At 42.4% G+C, this 16,435-nt stretch carries 11 protein-coding genes and 1 pseudogene; 6 read left to right on the top strand and 6 right to left on the bottom strand.

Annotated features, from left to right (window positions below):
- Positions 1 to 5: 5 nt before the first annotated feature.
- A complete protein-coding gene (gene ilvD, locus BM739_RS00060) occupies positions 6 to 1,850 on the bottom strand; it encodes a dihydroxy-acid dehydratase (protein ID WP_076536075.1) in 1,845 nt (614 codons plus the stop codon).
- 217 nt (positions 1,851 to 2,067) lie between these two features.
- Positions 2,068 to 2,787, bottom strand: coding sequence for a Crp/Fnr family transcriptional regulator (locus BM739_RS00055; protein ID WP_076536073.1), 720 nt, complete (start codon positions 2,785 to 2,787; stop codon positions 2,068 to 2,070).
- Positions 2,788 to 3,178: 391 nt separating this feature from the next.
- Between BM739_RS00055 and BM739_RS00050 the strand changes: the two genes are divergently transcribed.
- The 4 genes from BM739_RS00050 to BM739_RS00035 all read left to right on the top strand — a co-directional run bounded on the left by BM739_RS00050 (position 3,179) and on the right by BM739_RS00035 (position 8,289).
- A complete protein-coding gene (locus BM739_RS00050) occupies positions 3,179 to 4,111 on the top strand; it encodes a D-glycerate dehydrogenase (RefSeq protein ID WP_076536071.1) in 933 nt (310 codons plus the stop codon).
- 10 nt (positions 4,112 to 4,121) lie between these two features.
- Positions 4,122 to 5,276, top strand: a complete 1,155-nt coding sequence (locus BM739_RS00045; protein WP_076536069.1) for an alpha-hydroxy acid oxidase — start codon at positions 4,122 to 4,124, stop codon at positions 5,274 to 5,276.
- Between the two features lie 276 nt (positions 5,277 to 5,552).
- Positions 5,553 to 6,422 carry a penicillin-insensitive murein endopeptidase gene (gene mepA, locus BM739_RS00040; RefSeq protein ID WP_076536067.1) on the top strand — a complete coding sequence of 290 codons (870 nt, stop codon included), beginning with the start codon at positions 5,553 to 5,555 and terminating at the stop codon, positions 6,420 to 6,422.
- 256 nt (positions 6,423 to 6,678) lie between these two features.
- Entirely contained in the window at positions 6,679 to 8,289 is a 1,611-nt protein-coding gene (locus tag BM739_RS00035) for an ABC-F family ATPase (RefSeq protein ID WP_076536065.1), read from the top strand.
- Between the two features lie 558 nt (positions 8,290 to 8,847).
- Here BM739_RS00035 and BM739_RS00030 read toward each other — a convergent pair.
- The 3 genes from BM739_RS00030 to BM739_RS00020 form a co-directional block, all read right to left on the bottom strand.
- Positions 8,848 to 9,597 (bottom strand): DNA alkylation repair protein, encoded by a 750-nt coding sequence (locus BM739_RS00030; RefSeq protein ID WP_076536063.1) that lies wholly within the window; start codon positions 9,595 to 9,597, stop codon positions 8,848 to 8,850.
- A gap of 124 nt (positions 9,598 to 9,721) precedes the next feature.
- Positions 9,722 to 11,905 carry an OsmC domain/YcaO domain-containing protein gene (locus tag BM739_RS00025; RefSeq protein WP_076536061.1) on the bottom strand — a complete coding sequence of 728 codons (2,184 nt, stop codon included), beginning with the start codon at positions 11,903 to 11,905 and terminating at the stop codon, positions 9,722 to 9,724.
- Positions 11,906 to 12,288: 383 nt separating this feature from the next.
- Entirely contained in the window at positions 12,289 to 13,335 is a 1,047-nt protein-coding gene (locus BM739_RS00020) for a N(5)-(carboxyethyl)ornithine synthase (RefSeq protein ID WP_254843431.1), read from the bottom strand.
- Between the two features lie 719 nt (positions 13,336 to 14,054).
- Between BM739_RS00020 and BM739_RS00015 the strand changes: the two genes are divergently transcribed.
- Together BM739_RS00015 and BM739_RS00010 are read left to right on the top strand one after the other, a co-directional pair.
- The gene (locus BM739_RS00015) at positions 14,055 to 14,450 is read left to right on the top strand and encodes a hypothetical protein (RefSeq protein WP_076536059.1); all 396 of its coding nucleotides are present in this window, start codon (positions 14,055 to 14,057) and stop codon (positions 14,448 to 14,450) included.
- Between the two features lie 283 nt (positions 14,451 to 14,733).
- Complete coding sequence (locus BM739_RS00010; protein ID WP_076536057.1) at positions 14,734 to 16,095, top strand: M17 family metallopeptidase; 1,362 nt, start codon at positions 14,734 to 14,736, stop codon at positions 16,093 to 16,095.
- A gap of 64 nt (positions 16,096 to 16,159) precedes the next feature.
- Here BM739_RS00010 and BM739_RS00005 read toward each other — a convergent pair.
- Positions 16,160 to 16,435 (bottom strand): annotated as a pseudogene (locus tag BM739_RS00005) (IS4 family transposase); the annotation flags it as partial.

Below are 16,435 nucleotides of genomic sequence, written 5' to 3'. Positions count from 1 at the left end.
TCCATTTATAGCTCACGATATCCGCCGCGATCGGCACTGGTAGCAAATGCAGCATAAGATTTTAGCGCCCGAGTAACCACCCGAGTGCGCGGCTCATTGGGATGCCATGCTTGATCTTTAGGTAACGCATTCATCGCCTCTCGACGTTGCTGCAATGCCGCATCAGTGATCAGTAAATTAATCGAGCGATTAGGAATATCGATACGTATTTGATCGCCATCTTCAATTAAACCGATAGCACCTTGATTAGCCGCCTCAGGTGAAACATGACCCACAGACAAACCAGCCGAGGCGCCAGAGTAACGCCCGTCGGTCACCAGTGCGCAGCTTGAGTCTAACCCTTGGGCTTTTAAGCTCATGGTTGGTTTTAGCATCTCTTGCATGCCGGGCCCGCCCTTAGGGCCTTCATAGCGAATAATGATGATGGTATTAGGCTGTATTTCACCAGTATCAATGGCGGTCAAAGCCGTTTCTTGCTGATTGAATACTCTTGCAGTACCGGTAAAGTCGAGCATATGTTCATACACTGCAGCGGTTTTAACTATGCAGCCATTTTCAGAAATATTACCGTATAAAACCGCCAAGCCACCTTCGGTGCTGTAAGGGTTGTCGATATTCCGAATACAACCTTTTTCACGGTCTAAATCTAATTCTTTCCAGCGCTGTGACTGACCATAGGCCTTAATCGTACGTTTACCTCCGGGAGCCGCTTTAAAGTACTCATGCACTTCTGGGTTGTCTGTTCGTAATACATCCCAATAGGCTAGCATTTGCGCTAATGTACCGCCGCCAACCGATTTAACACTGGTGTCAATTAATCCGGCTCGCTCGAGCTCGCCAATGATTGCCATCATGCCACCAGCACGGTGAACATCTTCCATATAATAATCTTTGGTGGCTGGTGACACCTTGCAAAGGTGCGGTACTTTTCTGGATAAGCCATCAATATCACTGAGATTGAAATCTACTTCGCCTTCTTGGGCCATGGCTAGCAAATGGAGAATGGTGTTGGTAGATCCGCCCATAGTAATATCCACTTTCATCGCATTGAAAAACGCTTCGCGAGTGGCAATCGAGCGCGGTAACACCGAGTCATCGTCTTCAAAATAGAACTTTTTGGTGTTGGTTACGATTTGCTGGGCAGCGCGGGTGAACAAGTCTTTGCGATCTGAATGGGTCGCCAATAATGAGCCATTGCCCGGTAGTGCGAGTCCTAATACTTCAGCCAAGCAATTCATTGAGTTTGCGGTAAACATGCCAGAACAAGAGCCGCAGGTAGGACAGGCATGGTTTTCTAAAAACTCGGCGCTTTTACCATCAAGTTCCTGACTACTGAAAGCGGCAATATAGGTATCAATGGGGTCAAAACGCTGAACTTTATCTTTCTCAACCACGCGGCCTGCTTCCATAGGCCCGCCAGAGACAAATATCACTGGAATATTTAACCTTAATCCGGCCATTAACATGCCTGGGGTGATTTTGTCGCAGTTTGAAATACAGATCATCGCATCAACACAATGGGCATTAATCATATATTCAATGCTGTCAGTAATGATTTCACGGCTCGGTAAGCTGTAGAGCATGCCATCATGGCCCATGGCAATACCGTCATCGATAGCAATGGTATTGAACTCACGGGCAATGCCGCCCGCTTCAAAAATAGCGTCACACACTAGGCGGCCAACTTCTTGTAAATGCACATGACCTGGGACAAACTCGGTAAATGAATTAACCACGGCAATCATGGGCTTGCCAAAATCAGTTTGCTGTAATCCACCCGCTAACCAAAGTGAACGCGCTGCAGCTGCGCCTTTACCGTCGACAACTTTTGATGATCTTAATTTTGGCATGTTAACTCTCGTTTTTATTATTAGTGTTAACCACTTTGGCATAGGTAATTTGTTAAATTCTGTCACATTTGTGACATTTAATAAGAGCTAATTAGCTCAGGTGGACACTTAATTGACATTACCAATTCGACTAAGCTTATTCGACTAAGCTTCGCCACAATGGGGTAAACACCCGAATCAAAGCAGCTAACTCTATATAATCAATTACTTAAAGCAACTAAGTTGTTGTCGAGTACAGCGGCACTATGGCTTGATGTGACAAATTCAAATCAAACAATTTGATCATGTTATCAATATCATTAATAAAAATTTTGCCGTACTCGATTTGAATCAAGTTTTCTTGCTGCATTTTTTTCAATTCTCGCCCGACGCTTTGCCGTGTTGCCCCCACCATTTGCCCGAGCATTTCTTGTGATATATCAGGTAAAGAGACGGCTTCAAGTTCTTTGGCGCCGCGGCTTAGGGCAAGCCTTACAATCGATGCGCCTAAGCGTTCGTATAGTGGCAGTAATAATGCTTCATTTAAACTGGCAAAAGTGTATTGAATGCGGGTACATAGAAAGCGGTTGAGTGCGATCGACATTTCAGGAAAGTGCTGACTTAAATGTAAATAATCTTTATGTGACAATACATTAACTTCAACATCAGCGCATGCTACTGCATAGTTAGGTCGATTATAGCGGGTGATTAATCCGATATCCCCAAAGCAATCACCTGCATGCAAAATGGCCACAATTAACTCCCGACCTTCTTTATTGTAATTACAAATTTTGACTTTACCTGATACCACTTGAAAGCCACAGTTTGAGGTTTCACCTGAGCTGTAAATAAATTCATCTTTACGAAATTTTTTAAAGCTAAGCCTGTGGGATATTTGCTGCTGTATTTCACAGGGTAATTCAGCGCGCCAATTATGTAGGTGTTCAATTGTTAACATAGTGCAGTTAGTCCTTGTTCATTCGAACTTATTATTATTGGTCAATCATGGCTAGATTAAGTGATAGTCCCTACAAAGGCAAAGGCTAAAAAAACCACAAGCTAGCAACAAGTACGGCCTAGGTTTTTATCCACTTCACAACCCGATACTTTTACCAATTAATAGTGATATTTATCGTAAACACGTTATTATCGTCCACAAAAGCAAGCCAATTAAGTTTATAAATTTTATGTCGTTATCGACGCTAACGCATCTAAAATGCAACATTTGTTGCGGAAACAAACAATCGCTACTGGCACTCTACACAATCACTAGCTGCAACACTTATGACTGAAATAGCCTGACTTAAAACCAATTGATTGCCCATAAAAATAATAAAAAGGACAAGATGATGACTGATATTATTGTACTTTCGCGCCCATTACCTCTGCCGCCAATTAGCGCTAATGGCTCCGCAATTGAAGTGCGTGTATTTGAAGGTGATTACGCTGTTTTTACAGGTGCAAAGGTGTACTTAACAACAGCATTAGATGCCGTTAGTGCTGATTTTATTAATACCTTGCCGACATCCATTACATTAATCGCCAATATTGGTATTGGCGTTGATAATATCGATCTTAACGCCGCTAAAGCGCGCTCTATTTCAGTAACTAACACCCCGGTGGTAACTGAAGATACTGCCGACTTAGCCTTTGGGTTACTCCTTGCCACTTGCCGCCGACTTGGCGCCAATGAGCGCTTTTTACGCAGCGGTCAATGGTCTAAACAAGCGCCAATGGCCATGATGGGAAATCAAGTCCACGGTAAAAAATTAGGCATTGTGGGAATGGGTAACATAGGCCAAGCTGTCGCGCGCCGCGCCAAAGCGTTTAATATGGATATTTATTATTATAATCGCTCCCAAGATGTCGAAGCCGAAGCAAACTATCAAGCCCATTATTGTGACAGTCTGGCGAGCTTGTTATCGACTGTAGATATCATTAGTTTGCATTGCCCGCTCACCCCTGAGTCAAAACAGATAATCAATGCTGATAGCTTAGCTAATTGCAACGATGGCGCTATTTTAATCAATACCGGCCGCGGCGGATTAATTGATGATAATGCCCTCATCGATGCACTTAAAAGCGGTAAAATTGCCGCTGCAGGGTTAGATGTATTTGATGGCGAGCCGGATTTCCACTCTGGCTATCTTGATTTTGAAAATGTCACCTTAACCCCGCATATTGGCAGCGCAACGGCTGAATGCCGTCAAGCTATGGCAGGTAAAGCCTTACAAAATGTGATTGCAATGCTTGAAGGCAAACCATTATCAACTCCAGTATAGAGCGGCCGCTATGTTATTAACTAAGTCTTTAGAAAAATGCTTTAACATTGAGCAATTACATCAGCTTGCACATAAAAACCTGCCCTTACCTGTATATGACTACATGGCAGGCGGTGCTGATGATGAAGTGTCTTTGAGCCACAATGTTAATGCCTTTGATCAATATCAGATTATTCCTAAGTGTCTCACTAATGTCACCGACATCAATACCCGCTGCCATTTACTGGGCTGTGACATGTCGGCGCCATTGTTTATTTCACCTGTGGGCCAGCAGCGCATGTTTAATGCTGATGCTGATATCGCAGGGGCTAAAGCCGCTGATAAACAAGATATTATATTTACCTTATCCACTTTCTCTTCCAAAACCATTGAAGAGGTTGCCAGCAGTAGTTATGGCAATAAAATGTTTCAGGTGTATGTGGTAACGGATCAGCAATTAAATGAAGAAATTATGCAGCGAGCAAAAGCGGCAAAATACCAAGCCATGTGTTTAACCGTTGATACCGTGGTGGGCGGCAATCGAGAGCGAGACATAAAAAATGGCTTAACCATACCAATGAATCTCAGCCTAAAAAGCATGTTTGAGTTTGCCAAACATCCTTTGTGGGTAAAAAACTACTTTATGTCAGGTGGCAAAGATTTAGTTAACCTAAATAAAGCCCCCTCATCTGGCGATACCGAAAGCTTCCTTAAGTATATGGGGAACCTATTGGAGCGAAATCTCACTTGGGATCACGCCGCCAAAATGATTAAACAATGGGGCGGCCCTTTTGCTATCAAAGGCATTATGTCGGTAGATGATGCAGTTAAAGCTAAACACATTGGCGCATCGGCCATTATGATCTCAAATCATGGTGGCAGACAGCTGGATTGCACCCCTGCGCCAATCGAAATGGTGGCTGACATTCGCGCGGCAGTCGGTCCAGACATAGAAATCATCGTCGATGGCGGCATAAGACGCGGCAGTGATATTTTTAAGGCTATAGCCTTAGGCGCGAATGCCGTATCACTTGGCAGAGCGTACGCCTATGGCCTGGCTGCGGGCGGTCAAGCTGGCGCAGAAAAAGCCATCAGCATACTCAAAACAGAATTAGTCCGTACTATGGCGTTGGCAGGTTGTCAAAGCCTTAAGGATATTAACACCAGCATGATCCGTAAGCGTTAACCACCATTAGTTGTCCGCTTTAAGTGAGATCATATTAACTTAGAACAACATCAGGTCAGCGAGCTCCCCCCTTCGCAGGCCTGATGCTCTAGTGTCATAATGCTAAGACTTAGTAGAATTAAGCATTCAAACTAATCCGCGTTATTCACTCGCCTAATTCATATCGCCTTCTATACTTTTGTTGAGCTTATAAGTGATTTGATTATCAATCATTCGTTAATTAACTCGCTCATTTCCTATATCTTTAATTCAACGCCTTGTGGGAGTAATGTTGCTATGACGCGCTTACACACCGTATTAGTGCTATTAAGTTTGTTAAGCACTTATCCGCTGCAGGCCAGAACCAATCCTTGGGAACTCGCCACCAGCATCTATCAAGGACAAGTGGCAGCCATTGGCGGCTATGCGAATGGCTGTTTATCAGGCGCACAGCCACTGCCGTTAACGGGTGACGGCTACCAAGTTATTCGTAGTCAGCGGCAGCGTTTTTATGGCCACCCTAATCTCGTGAATTTTGTCAGTCACTATTCAAAGCAGCTAACCCAGCAAGGGATCAATAATATTCTTATCGGTGATATGTCGATGCCCCGCGGCGGTCAATTTGATTTTGGCCACAGCAGCCATCAAATAGGCTTAGATGTGGACATTTGGCTAAAACTAACCGAGGCGCCACTCAAGCCTCAAGAATTACAAAATCCACGTCATTTATCAGTGGTTGATATAGATAAATTAACCGTTAATCAAGCATGGTCAAAACAGCATAAAACCATGCTAAAAGTCGCTGCAGAGGATAAACAGGTGGCCCGGATTTTTGTTAATCCAATCATCAAGCAGCAGCTGTGTAATGAACGAGGCGATAAGGATACTTGGCTACAAAAAATTCGTCCTTGGTGGGGCCATACCTCTCACATGCATGTGCGTTTGCATTGCCCTGAAACTGATAGCTTATGTAAAGCGCAGCAGTCCATTAAATCAGGCCATGGCTGTGAAGAATTAACTTGGTGGACCCAGCAACTTAAGCGTGCGGCGGCAAGCCAGCAACAAGCTAAAAACCCAAAAACGGCAGCAGCGCCCAAGCCAAGGCCTTTAAAACAAAAACCGCTTTCCTGTGAACCACTGGTTAAAAACTTACAGGCAAAACAGTAATTAATTCCCGATAAAACATTCACTATTGAGCATTTGCCCATTAAATTGCACTAAACAGGCCAAAAATATACTTTAACTGCATTGGCTGCTCGACATATGAGCAGTTATGTCTGTATAATCCGCGGCTGTTTTACCTACGTAAATGCTCTGCCTTTTTAAGGTCAGCGTTTATCTGCTTAGCTTAGCTGAACTCAAAGTACCTTTTTAATCGTACATCGAGCTTTGCTTTGCATACTTAACCATTCAGGATATTCCTTTGATTTCTACCGCAAATATCACCATGCAGTTTGGCCCAGAGCCATTGTTTGAAAACATCTCAGCTAAATTTGGCCACGGAAACCGTTATGGTTTAATTGGTGCTAACGGTTGTGGTAAATCAACCTTCATGAAAATTCTAAGTGGTGAACTTGCACCGACTTCTGGCAACGTGTCTATTACTCCGGGCCAAAAAGTGGGTACCTTAAGTCAGGATCAGTTTGCCTTTGAACAGTACAGCGTAGTTGATGCGGTAATTCAGGGCGACCCTAAACTTTGGGAAGTAAAGCAAGAGCGTGAACGCATTTATTCTTTGCCAGAAATGACTGAAGAAGACGGTATGAGAGTCGGTGAACTAGAAAGTGAGTTTGCTGAAATGGACGGTTATAGTGCAGAAAGTCGCGCCGGTGAAATCTTACTTGAAGCCGGTATTGATGAAGAATATCACTTTGGTTTAATGAGCCAAGTCGCTCCGGGTAAAAAGTTACGTGTGTTACTGGCACAAGCTTTATTCTCAAACCCTGATATCTTGCTGCTTGATGAACCGACCAACAACTTGGACATTCATACCATTAGTTGGTTAGCAGATGAGCTAAACAAACGTAAATGCACCATGATCATCATCTCCCATGATAGACATTTCTTGAACACTGTCTGTACTCATATGGCAGATATCGATTACGGTGAGCTACGTATTTACCCAGGTAATTACGAATACTTCCTTGAAGCTGCTGGGTTAATCCAAGAGCAGCTGTTAGCAGGTAACGCTAAGAAAGTGGCTGAAATGGCTGAACTTCAAGACTTCGTTAACCGTTTTGGTGCTAACGCATCTAAAGCGAAGCAAGCCAGTTCTCGCGCTAAAAAGCTTGATAAAATTTCGCTAGATGAAGTTAAATCATCTAGCCGTATGACGCCTTCATTACGTTTTGACGAAAGCAAAAAAATGCATCGTCAAGCGCTTATCATGGAAGACGTTGGCCATGGTTTTGAAGATAACACCTTATTCCAAGGCGGTAACATTATCCTTGAAGCTGGCGCAAAGCTTGCTGTTATTGGTGAAAACGGTGTCGGTAAAACAACCCTACTACGCTGTTTAGTAAACGATCTGACCCATAACGAAGGTGTGGTTAAGTGGTCTGAAAATGCCGCTATCGGTTACTGCCCGCAAGACAGCAGCAAAGATTTTGATAATGATCTAAGTTTATTTGATTGGATGTCGCAATGGCGCACCCCAAAACATAATGATTTGATGGTACGTGGCATGTTAGGCCGTCTTCTATTTACTGAAGATGATGCCAACAAGAAAGCCCGTAACTGTTCAGGTGGTGAAAAGAACCGTCTGTTGTTTGGTAAGTTAATGATGATGGATGTAAACGTACTCATCATGGACGAGCCAACCAACCACATGGACATGGAAGCCATTGAAGCGCTAAACAATGCCCTTAAAGAATTTGAAGGCACCTTGATTTTCGTGAGCCACGATAGAGAGTTTGTATCATCTCTTGCAACTCACATCATTGATGTAAGAGATCAAAAGTTATTAAGCTTCCACGGCAGCTTTAACGAGTACATGGCAAGCCAAGCTGAAGCTGCAGCACTTACTAAGAAATAGCAATAAGCTAGAAAATTGCATTTATAAAGCATCCAATAAAAACGCCGATAGACTTAAGTCTATCGGCGTTTTTTAATGCTATAAATCTCTACAGTTTCATTAGACCATTACACATATCGACCTCTTAATTTATTGACCATACTGTCACAAAATTAACTGTCTGATGGAATTAGAGCAGAACAATTTTTTGCTTAATTTTTATTTCTGCTAGAAGTCTTTGATATCTTTCTGACTAGGAGATTGAATCAATGTTGTCTGCTAGATCGAGTAATTCTTCGAGGGTATAAGTTGAATAATCTATGACTGGCACGCTAATTCCTTTTAGCTATTTATTTCAAAATTCTTGATATTAATTAAGTTCAACGGCATGGGAAGGTACACCTAAGCCGACTAAGCTAGACATGATAAAAATTACCAATATCGTTATTATTAATGCACACACAATAATCATGACCAATCTAAATAATGTTGCCAAATCGAATCCTTAAGTATTTAGCTAACTGATTTCGCTTGGTGAATAGTAATAAGCTTTTAGTTTAACGAATATACTTTTACCATCTAAAAAGAGAGTATGGCTTTTCGGGTATCACTGTCTAATTTTTCAATCGCATACCTAATGGTTCCGCGCTGCATATTATTAACATTGCTTTTTATAAAAGCAATCACCTCTTGCTCATATTCAATCGATGCAACCTTTAGTAACCAGCCAACGCTTTTTTGAACAAATGGGTCAGGGTCGTTAAGTAGTAATTCACAATGTCTAAAAATAAGCGACTTATCCAAAATATATACTGATTGACCTATCTTTCGTTTAATAAATTTTACCCACACCACATTGCTTGCCCTTCTGCACCAAGGGTTACTTGAATGTGCCCAATGTTGTGTGGTTTCAATTAACTCAGGTCTTGAAAGCATAAATTGGTAAATAGTTTTAATGCATAAATCATCTACATGCGACCAATTAGACACATAATGCTCAAGCCAATATTCAAAACGTTGGAGTAACTCATCATTAAAATGTCGTTTAACAAACTTGTTTAAAAGTCCAAAAGCTAACAATACCTCTTCTGTGTATTTCGCATTGGCAAGAATCTGCTCAGCTAGTTCTAGTGTCTCATCGGCACTTACCTTGCTATTTTGTTGCTGAAACTCTGTGATCACTTTTTTAATATCAGCAGCTTTTGCACCAATAAAATTAACTTCATGATTGAAGAAACGTGCCATTGCCTTCGCCTTTTCAGGCGTACTAACGTCCGCTAGGGATCGACGTAATTGGCTTAAGTATTTATTAGCTAAGTCTTTATTCATTTGGCAAAGCCTTTATTCATTTAGCAAAGATTCTGAACCAGAATTTAATACCCCAAAGGTAAAAAATAAAAAGCCCATCATTTGATGGGCTTCAAAGTAGACTAATCAATTATATTAAATAATCTTATTTTGCGGCATTCGCACGTGCTTGATGCAGCTTTTTATAGCTTTCAATCAATCTTAAATGCGGCTCGATACCTTCAAGATTCATGCTGGTTTGAGTCAAACCAAAGAACTTCACCTCACCAGTAACACTGCCAACAACATTTTTCATATTATCTTCACCAAACATGCGGTTGAAGTTATTGATAAAGTGCTCAAGTTCCAAATCTTCATCCAAGGTGACTTCTAGTACCGCATTAACCGCTTGATAGAACAAACCGCGCTCGACTGTGTTGTCGTTGTATTGTAAAAACTCAGCCACGTAATTCATTGCATCTTCAAGTCTGCCGATCGCAAGGTAGATTAAGATTTTAAGCTCGATGATGGTTAACTGACCCCAAGGGGTGTTTTCATCAAATACAATACCAATTAAGGTTGGAATATCAGTTTGATTATCCAGTTGGCTTTCTTTTAAACGCTCAACTAAATCTGTTAACTGCTCTTGGGTTAACACATGCAGGTTTAAAATCTCTTCACGGTAATCCAGCGCTTTATTGGTGTTGTCCCAAATAAGATCTTCAACTGGATATACTTCAGAGTAATCAGGCACCAAGATACGACAAACAGCAGCACCTAGTTGGTCAAACTCAGCAATATAAGCTTCTTTGCCAATATCGGCTAAAATACCAAATAAGCTTTCAGTTTCTTCTTCCGTAGTACCAGAGAAATCCCACTCGCAGAAATCATAATCATGATTGCTGCTGAAGAAACGCCACGAGATAACCCCAGTTGAGTCAATAAAGTGTTCAACAAAGTTTTCAGGCTCTGTCACTGTCATGCTGTTGAACGTCGGCTTTGGCACATCGTTCAAGCCTTCAAAGCTTCGACCTTGCAGTAATTCAGTCAGGCTGCGCTCTAGCGCCACTTCAAGGCTAGGATGGGCGCCAAATGAAGCAAATACGCCGCCGGTTTTAGGGTTCATCAAGGTGACACACATTACAGGAAATTGACCACCGAGTGAGGCGTCTTTAACCACAACAGGGAAACCTTGCTCTTCTAAGCCTTTAATACCCGCTAAAATGCTTGGATACTTTTCAAGTACCGTCATTGGCACATCAGGCAGGACAATTTCTTGCTCGATGATTTGACGTTTAACCGCGCGTTCAAAGATTTCAGATAAACACTGCACCTTGGCTTCAGCAAGGTTATTACCCGCGCTCATGCCGTTACTTAAAAATAAGTTCTCGATTAAATTAGACGGGATATTGACCACTTCGCCATCAGAGTGACGAGTATAAGGAATGGTACAAATACCACGTTCAAAGTTACCTGAGTTGGTATCAATCAGGTTTGAACCCGCTAACTCACCATCTGGGTTATAAATCTCTAAACAGTAGTCATCTAAAATGCCTGATGGCAGCGAGTCATCTTCTTCTAACTCAAACCATGTTTCATTGGGGTAATGCACAAACTCGCTGTTAGCTATCTCTTCACCAAAGAATTGGTCGTTATAAAAGAAGTTACAGTTTAAGCGTTCAATGAACTCACCTAAGGCAGAGCACAGCGCACTTTCTTTAGTGGCGCCTTTACCATTAGTAAAACAGGCTGGTGATGCTGCATCACGAATATGCAGTGACCACACATTCGGCACAATGTTACGCCATGAAGAAATTTCAATCTTCATCCCCAGCTCTGCTAGCATGGCTGTCATGTTGGTGATGGTTTCTTCAAGGGGTAAGTCTTTACCTATGATGTAGGTGCTGGTATCGCCTTCAGGTTGACCCATTAGCATGGCATTGGCGTCAGCGGCTAAATCATCAACGGTTTCGATTTTAAATTCAGGACCGGTTTGCACCACTTTTTTAACCGTGCAGCGATCGATAGAACGTAAAATACCGGTACGGTCTTTTTCAGAAATATCATCTGGTAATTCAACTTGGATCTGAAAAATCTGGTTATAACGGTCTTCAGGATCAACAATGTTGTTTTGTGATAGCTTGATATTTTCCGTAGGAATATCACGGGCTTTACAATACACCTTGATAAAGTAAGCCGCACACAGCGCAGACGATGCTAAGAAGTAATCAAACGGACTTGGCGCAGAGCCATCACCTTTGTAGCGAATAGGCTGATCGGCAGTAACAGTAAAGTCGTCAAACTTGGCTTCAAGTCTTAAGTTGTCGAGAAAATTAACTTTGATTTCCATTGAATAGTTCCAGAGTCGTGCGCTGTAAATTGGCGGGTATATCTAATGAGGTGAATTATCGGTGTTTTTGGCGCAATAGTCTTGGGTTAATTGTCACTATTGCTTAATTAGCTGAAAAATTCCCCCTGCATTAAACAATAATCAAGGGTTTAGCTGTGGCCATGCTTGCACATGACCAGCTAAGTTATTGCAGATGAACTCGATATATAGGTGTATTTATGACATCGGCCATATTTAAACGGATTTAGTTAAACAGCTATAGTTAAACCGCTATAGTTAAACCGCGAGGCTTAACTCGATACCTTTAATCTTGTAAGGGTACTCTGCCTCACGCTGCTGAAACGATAAAATCGCCTGATTTAAAATAACGCCCTCTTCAATGTTTATCGCCTGGCGAATGGTTTCATTTTGTTGCCAGCCAGCACGGCAGGCAAATACACAATCAGCGCTGCTGAAATCGACCGAGTAGCACTTTCCCAAAGATAAGTTGGGGTATGATCCACCGCATAATAATCCACCGTTTTATAGTTAAACATTGGCTGTTTAAATGTGGTCGGCTTGGCAAAAAAGAAGCCCATGTTTTCATCGCAACTGACATCGATGATCAAACTATGGGGTTTTAGGCACTCAGCTTCAGATTCAATAACGAAGTTAGTTGGTTTAGCAGTGTTTTGAAAAGTACCATTAACGATAATATCGGCTTCACTAATGAGCTCTGTTAATGGCCTGCTACTGCCATCATGCTCAACCACCATCATTCGGGCTTCGCCTGTCTTGGCTGGGCGAATACGCACATAGTTACAATCTAATACTTCTTCACGCACTTGCTCTTCAGGGCGCTGAATACAAATGGTAATGTCTTTAAAACCATGGGCTTTAAGGGCGTAAATCGCGCCGCGACTTACGGCGCCAAAGCCAAAAATAATCGTCTTACGTTGATCGCCATAGTGGCCATCAATGCCTTTAAGTTGTAATGAGTGTAGCACCGCACAATAACCCGCCATTTCATTGTTTTTATAAAAAGTATGACGACCCATTTGCCCCGTTGGCGACCAAATAAACATATCTTCAAAAGCAATTAGGGTTTGTTTGCGATCTAGCGCTGCTTGAGTAATATCTTGCTGCTGCAAACAATGCACATACCCCCATAAAGTGCCGCCTTCACGCAGCTCTTGTAAATCTTCTAACACCGGCTTGGCAATGATTACCGTACCAATATCTGCCAGTAATTCATGGCGTGTGGCAATGCCACCAGTTAATGCGGCAATCTCAGCATCTGAGATCCCAAAGGGTTCGCCATAACCTTGTTCAAATATGAGTTGTTTTCGCAGCGCTTGCGGAATGCGCAGTAAATGTCCTGGGTGAATAGGAAAGCGTTTTTCGTCTACTTTTCTTGAAGTCCCTATGACTCCTACTTTTAACGTGTTCATGTCATCGTTCCTTGTTTGATATCAATGGATCTATGTGACTGCATACACGAATGTTTATTTTCGCCAATGGGCCAATTTGCTCTAATAAAACGCGGCTAATTAAAGTTACTCTAATTATTAGAGGGTGGGATCTGCTCTGATAAATACGGCAATCTTAAGCAACGCGGTCGAAAGTAAGACCGTCGTTAGTACACAGAGTTTTATAAATGAAAGAACTTTACGCTGACCGAGCTTAAAAAAGCATCGCTGGCTAAAAGTGTCAATATATGAAGGGGAAACTTATTACACGCTCATCATCAACTACTGATGTTTTAGCCACCAACTTATGAAAAGTGGCTATGGCTAGCAGTGTGAGCAGGTAATGAATTAATCATTGCTAACGCTTTTGAAAACTCATATAGCACAAGATGAGGTTGTCTATTTACCGAAGAGGAAGATAAAAAGATAAGCGCCTTACTTTAGCATAAATTAGCCTGCTAAAGTTAAAATGCGCAGCTTTAGTCCAGTTAAAACCGCGGCGGCTAAATATAGGCTCGCATTTAATCAAGATGAGTCAAGCCAGCTAAATTGGCCTACTTTTGCATAATCTTTAAAAAAGTCAGTCTATATTATTAGATTATGCTTAAAAACAACTACACTGATCTCATCGAGATAAGCTAAATGTAACTATTCACTTTAATAAATAGGTTAACTACAGCCGCTATGCGACAATCGCGCCCATGAGTATCTACCAGCTATTACACAAGGCCCCTATTCGCGTTATCCGTATTGGAAGACGGCGTATTTGGCTACGTATAAAACTGGATATGTTAGTGGTTAAACAGGCCTTAGCCCAAGAAAAGCAAGAAACCAAAGCCATGCTGGTGACTTATAAACGTTATACCTGCAAGCAAGCCAACAAGGATGAATTAGCCGAAGCCAATAAACAATTTGCCGACTTACTCAAAGGTTTGGGCTTAGGGGTTTTCGCGGTGTTACCTTTTGCGCCAATTACTATCCCACTGGTATTAAAGCTAGGTAAAATTGTTGGTGTTGATGTGCTGCCAAGCTCATTCAATAATATGTCCGAACGCAAAGCCAATGCCCGAAGAAGCTCCATTAACAAGACCAGTTAACCCAAATAGCCACAGCCTAACTGATAAGTGACTGCCACGATTATTTTACATTCCACTTAGAATCCCAATAGCAATACTGTTAGCAACAGTATGACTAATAGCTTTGCCAAAAAAGTAATAGTAACCTCAGCTCATAACCGCCTGTTTTAGTCGCGCCATACTACTTTAGCAATCTATTGCAACAAACAAGCACGCTAAAACCATTTCAGTGCTTTCTAGAATCAAATCAGCCTGATACTCTTAGGGATACTTTTAAAACTCATCGCAATCAAAGAGTCCTACTATGAGCAATATCATCATTTCAGGTGTTTCAGGCATTCCCCTGTCCATTTTCAATAGCGAAACATTTGCCCAGTGGCGCGATAAGCAGTCTATAAATGTGACCAACTGGCTAAACACCACCCAGTTTTCAGGCAAAGGCATGAGCTTAATTCCTAATACTGAAGGTGAGCTCGCTGAAGTTATTTTTGTGACTAACCAAGATGACTCTTATTGGCTGTGTGGCGAGCTGGTTAATCAACTGCCCGCAGGTCAATACCAATTAAACGCTGGTGACCAGCAAATAAAAACCGCCGCGTTTAGCTGGGGCTTAGGGGCTTACCAGTTCGATCGTTATAAAAAAAGTGACAAACAAATTCCACAGCTTATTGTGCCGACGAGTGCGCAAGCTGATGAAGCCAATAAGTTCATCCGCTCAGTGTCATTAGTTCGTGATTTAGTTAACACTCCCGCTGCCGATATGATGCCGCAACACTTAGCTGAAACCATGAGCGCCATGGCGACAGAATTTGGCGCTAAGCTCAACCAAATTGTCGGTGATGAACTACTTGAACAAAACTACCCGACAATTCATATGGTTGGCCGCGCTAGCGAAAATGCCCCGCGCTTAATCGACTTAACTTGGGGTGATGAATCGGCTCCTAAAGTGACCCTAGTTGGTAAAGGTGTGTGTTTTGACTCTGGTGGCCTTGATTTAAAACCTGGCGCAGGCATGCGCTTAATGAAAAAAGACATGGGCGGCGCAGCGCATGTTATTGGTTTAGCGCAATTGATTATGGCGAGCAACTTACCTATTCGTCTGCGAGTACTGGTTCCTGCCGTTGAAAATGCCGTTTCAGCCAATGCCTTTAGACCCGGTGATGTGATCACCACCCGCAAAGGACTGACCGTTGAAATTGATAATACTGACGCCGAAGGCCGCTTAGTCTTGTGTGATGCCCTTGCTGAAGCCAATAACGACAAACCTGAGTTAATGATTGATTTTGCCACTTTAACAGGGGCTATGCGAGTTGCTTTGGGCACCGAACTGCCGGGATTCTTTAGTAACGATGACCAAGTGGCCGCCGATATTACCGCATCAGGTTTATCTGTAGACGACCCCGTTTGGCGCATGCCACTGCATAAACCTTATTACGATTTAACCTGTAGTGATATTGCTGACTTAGCCAACTGCGGCAAAACTCCATTTGGCGGCGCAATTACCGCAGCGCTTTATCTTGAGGCCTTTGTTGATAAAGATATTAGCTGGAGTCACTTCGATGTGATGGCATGGAATAACCGTAAATTACCGGGTCGCCCTGTGGGTGGTGAAGCCTTTGGTATTCGTGCGGTATTTGATTACCTGCAAAATCGATTTGATAAATAATCGAAGCCCCAAAAGCTAACCAACAAAAAGGCCTGTCGATACAGTAATGCCGTTCGGATAAGCATTACTGTTTAAACCTAAGTGGATAGCGGCTAGGTATATAAAGCACTGAACGTGGATACGTTCGGTGCTTTCTTTTATCAGGCAAGATAAAGTGTTTTATATCGGCACGCATTTGCTTCAATTTAGCGGGCAACTTTCCATCAGGTGATAGAGCCTGCCACCTCAATTGGGTATCTATCAGACTTATTGCTGCCGTAAAACTAATTCGAGTGGGTGCAACCTCTGCCTCTTTTGCTATCGCCACCATCTCTAAACGGACGAGATTATAAGCGGTAAG

The organism is Shewanella sp. UCD-KL21 (genome assembly GCF_001957135.1).
Lineage (GTDB): Bacteria > Pseudomonadota > Gammaproteobacteria > Enterobacterales > Shewanellaceae > Shewanella.
Note: the sequence above shows the minus strand (reverse complement) of the source record. Positions and strands in the feature narration are given on the sequence as shown.

Bases quoted from the DNA above. Each gene is read 5' to 3' on its own strand.
- ilvD (WP_076536075.1), bottom strand. From the start codon at position 1,850: ATGCCAAAATTAAGATCATCAAAAGTTGTCGACGGTAAAGGCGCAGCT.
- BM739_RS00055 (WP_076536073.1), bottom strand. From the start codon at position 2,787: ATGTTAACAATTGAACACCTACATAATTGGCGCGCTGAATTACCCTGT.
- BM739_RS00050 (WP_076536071.1), top strand. From the start codon at position 3,179: ATGACTGATATTATTGTACTTTCGCGCCCATTACCTCTGCCGCCAATT.
- BM739_RS00045 (WP_076536069.1), top strand. From the start codon at position 4,122: ATGTTATTAACTAAGTCTTTAGAAAAATGCTTTAACATTGAGCAATTA.
- mepA (WP_076536067.1), top strand. From the start codon at position 5,553: ATGACGCGCTTACACACCGTATTAGTGCTATTAAGTTTGTTAAGCACT.
- BM739_RS00030 (WP_076536063.1), bottom strand. From the start codon at position 9,597: ATGAATAAAGACTTAGCTAATAAATACTTAAGCCAATTACGTCGATCC.
- BM739_RS00025 (WP_076536061.1), bottom strand. From the start codon at position 11,905: ATGGAAATCAAAGTTAATTTTCTCGACAACTTAAGACTTGAAGCCAAG.
- BM739_RS00020 (WP_254843431.1), bottom strand. From the start codon at position 13,335: ATGAACACGTTAAAAGTAGGAGTCATAGGGACTTCAAGAAAAGTAGAC.
- BM739_RS00015 (WP_076536059.1), top strand. From the start codon at position 14,055: ATGAGTATCTACCAGCTATTACACAAGGCCCCTATTCGCGTTATCCGT.
- BM739_RS00010 (WP_076536057.1), top strand. From the start codon at position 14,734: ATGAGCAATATCATCATTTCAGGTGTTTCAGGCATTCCCCTGTCCATT.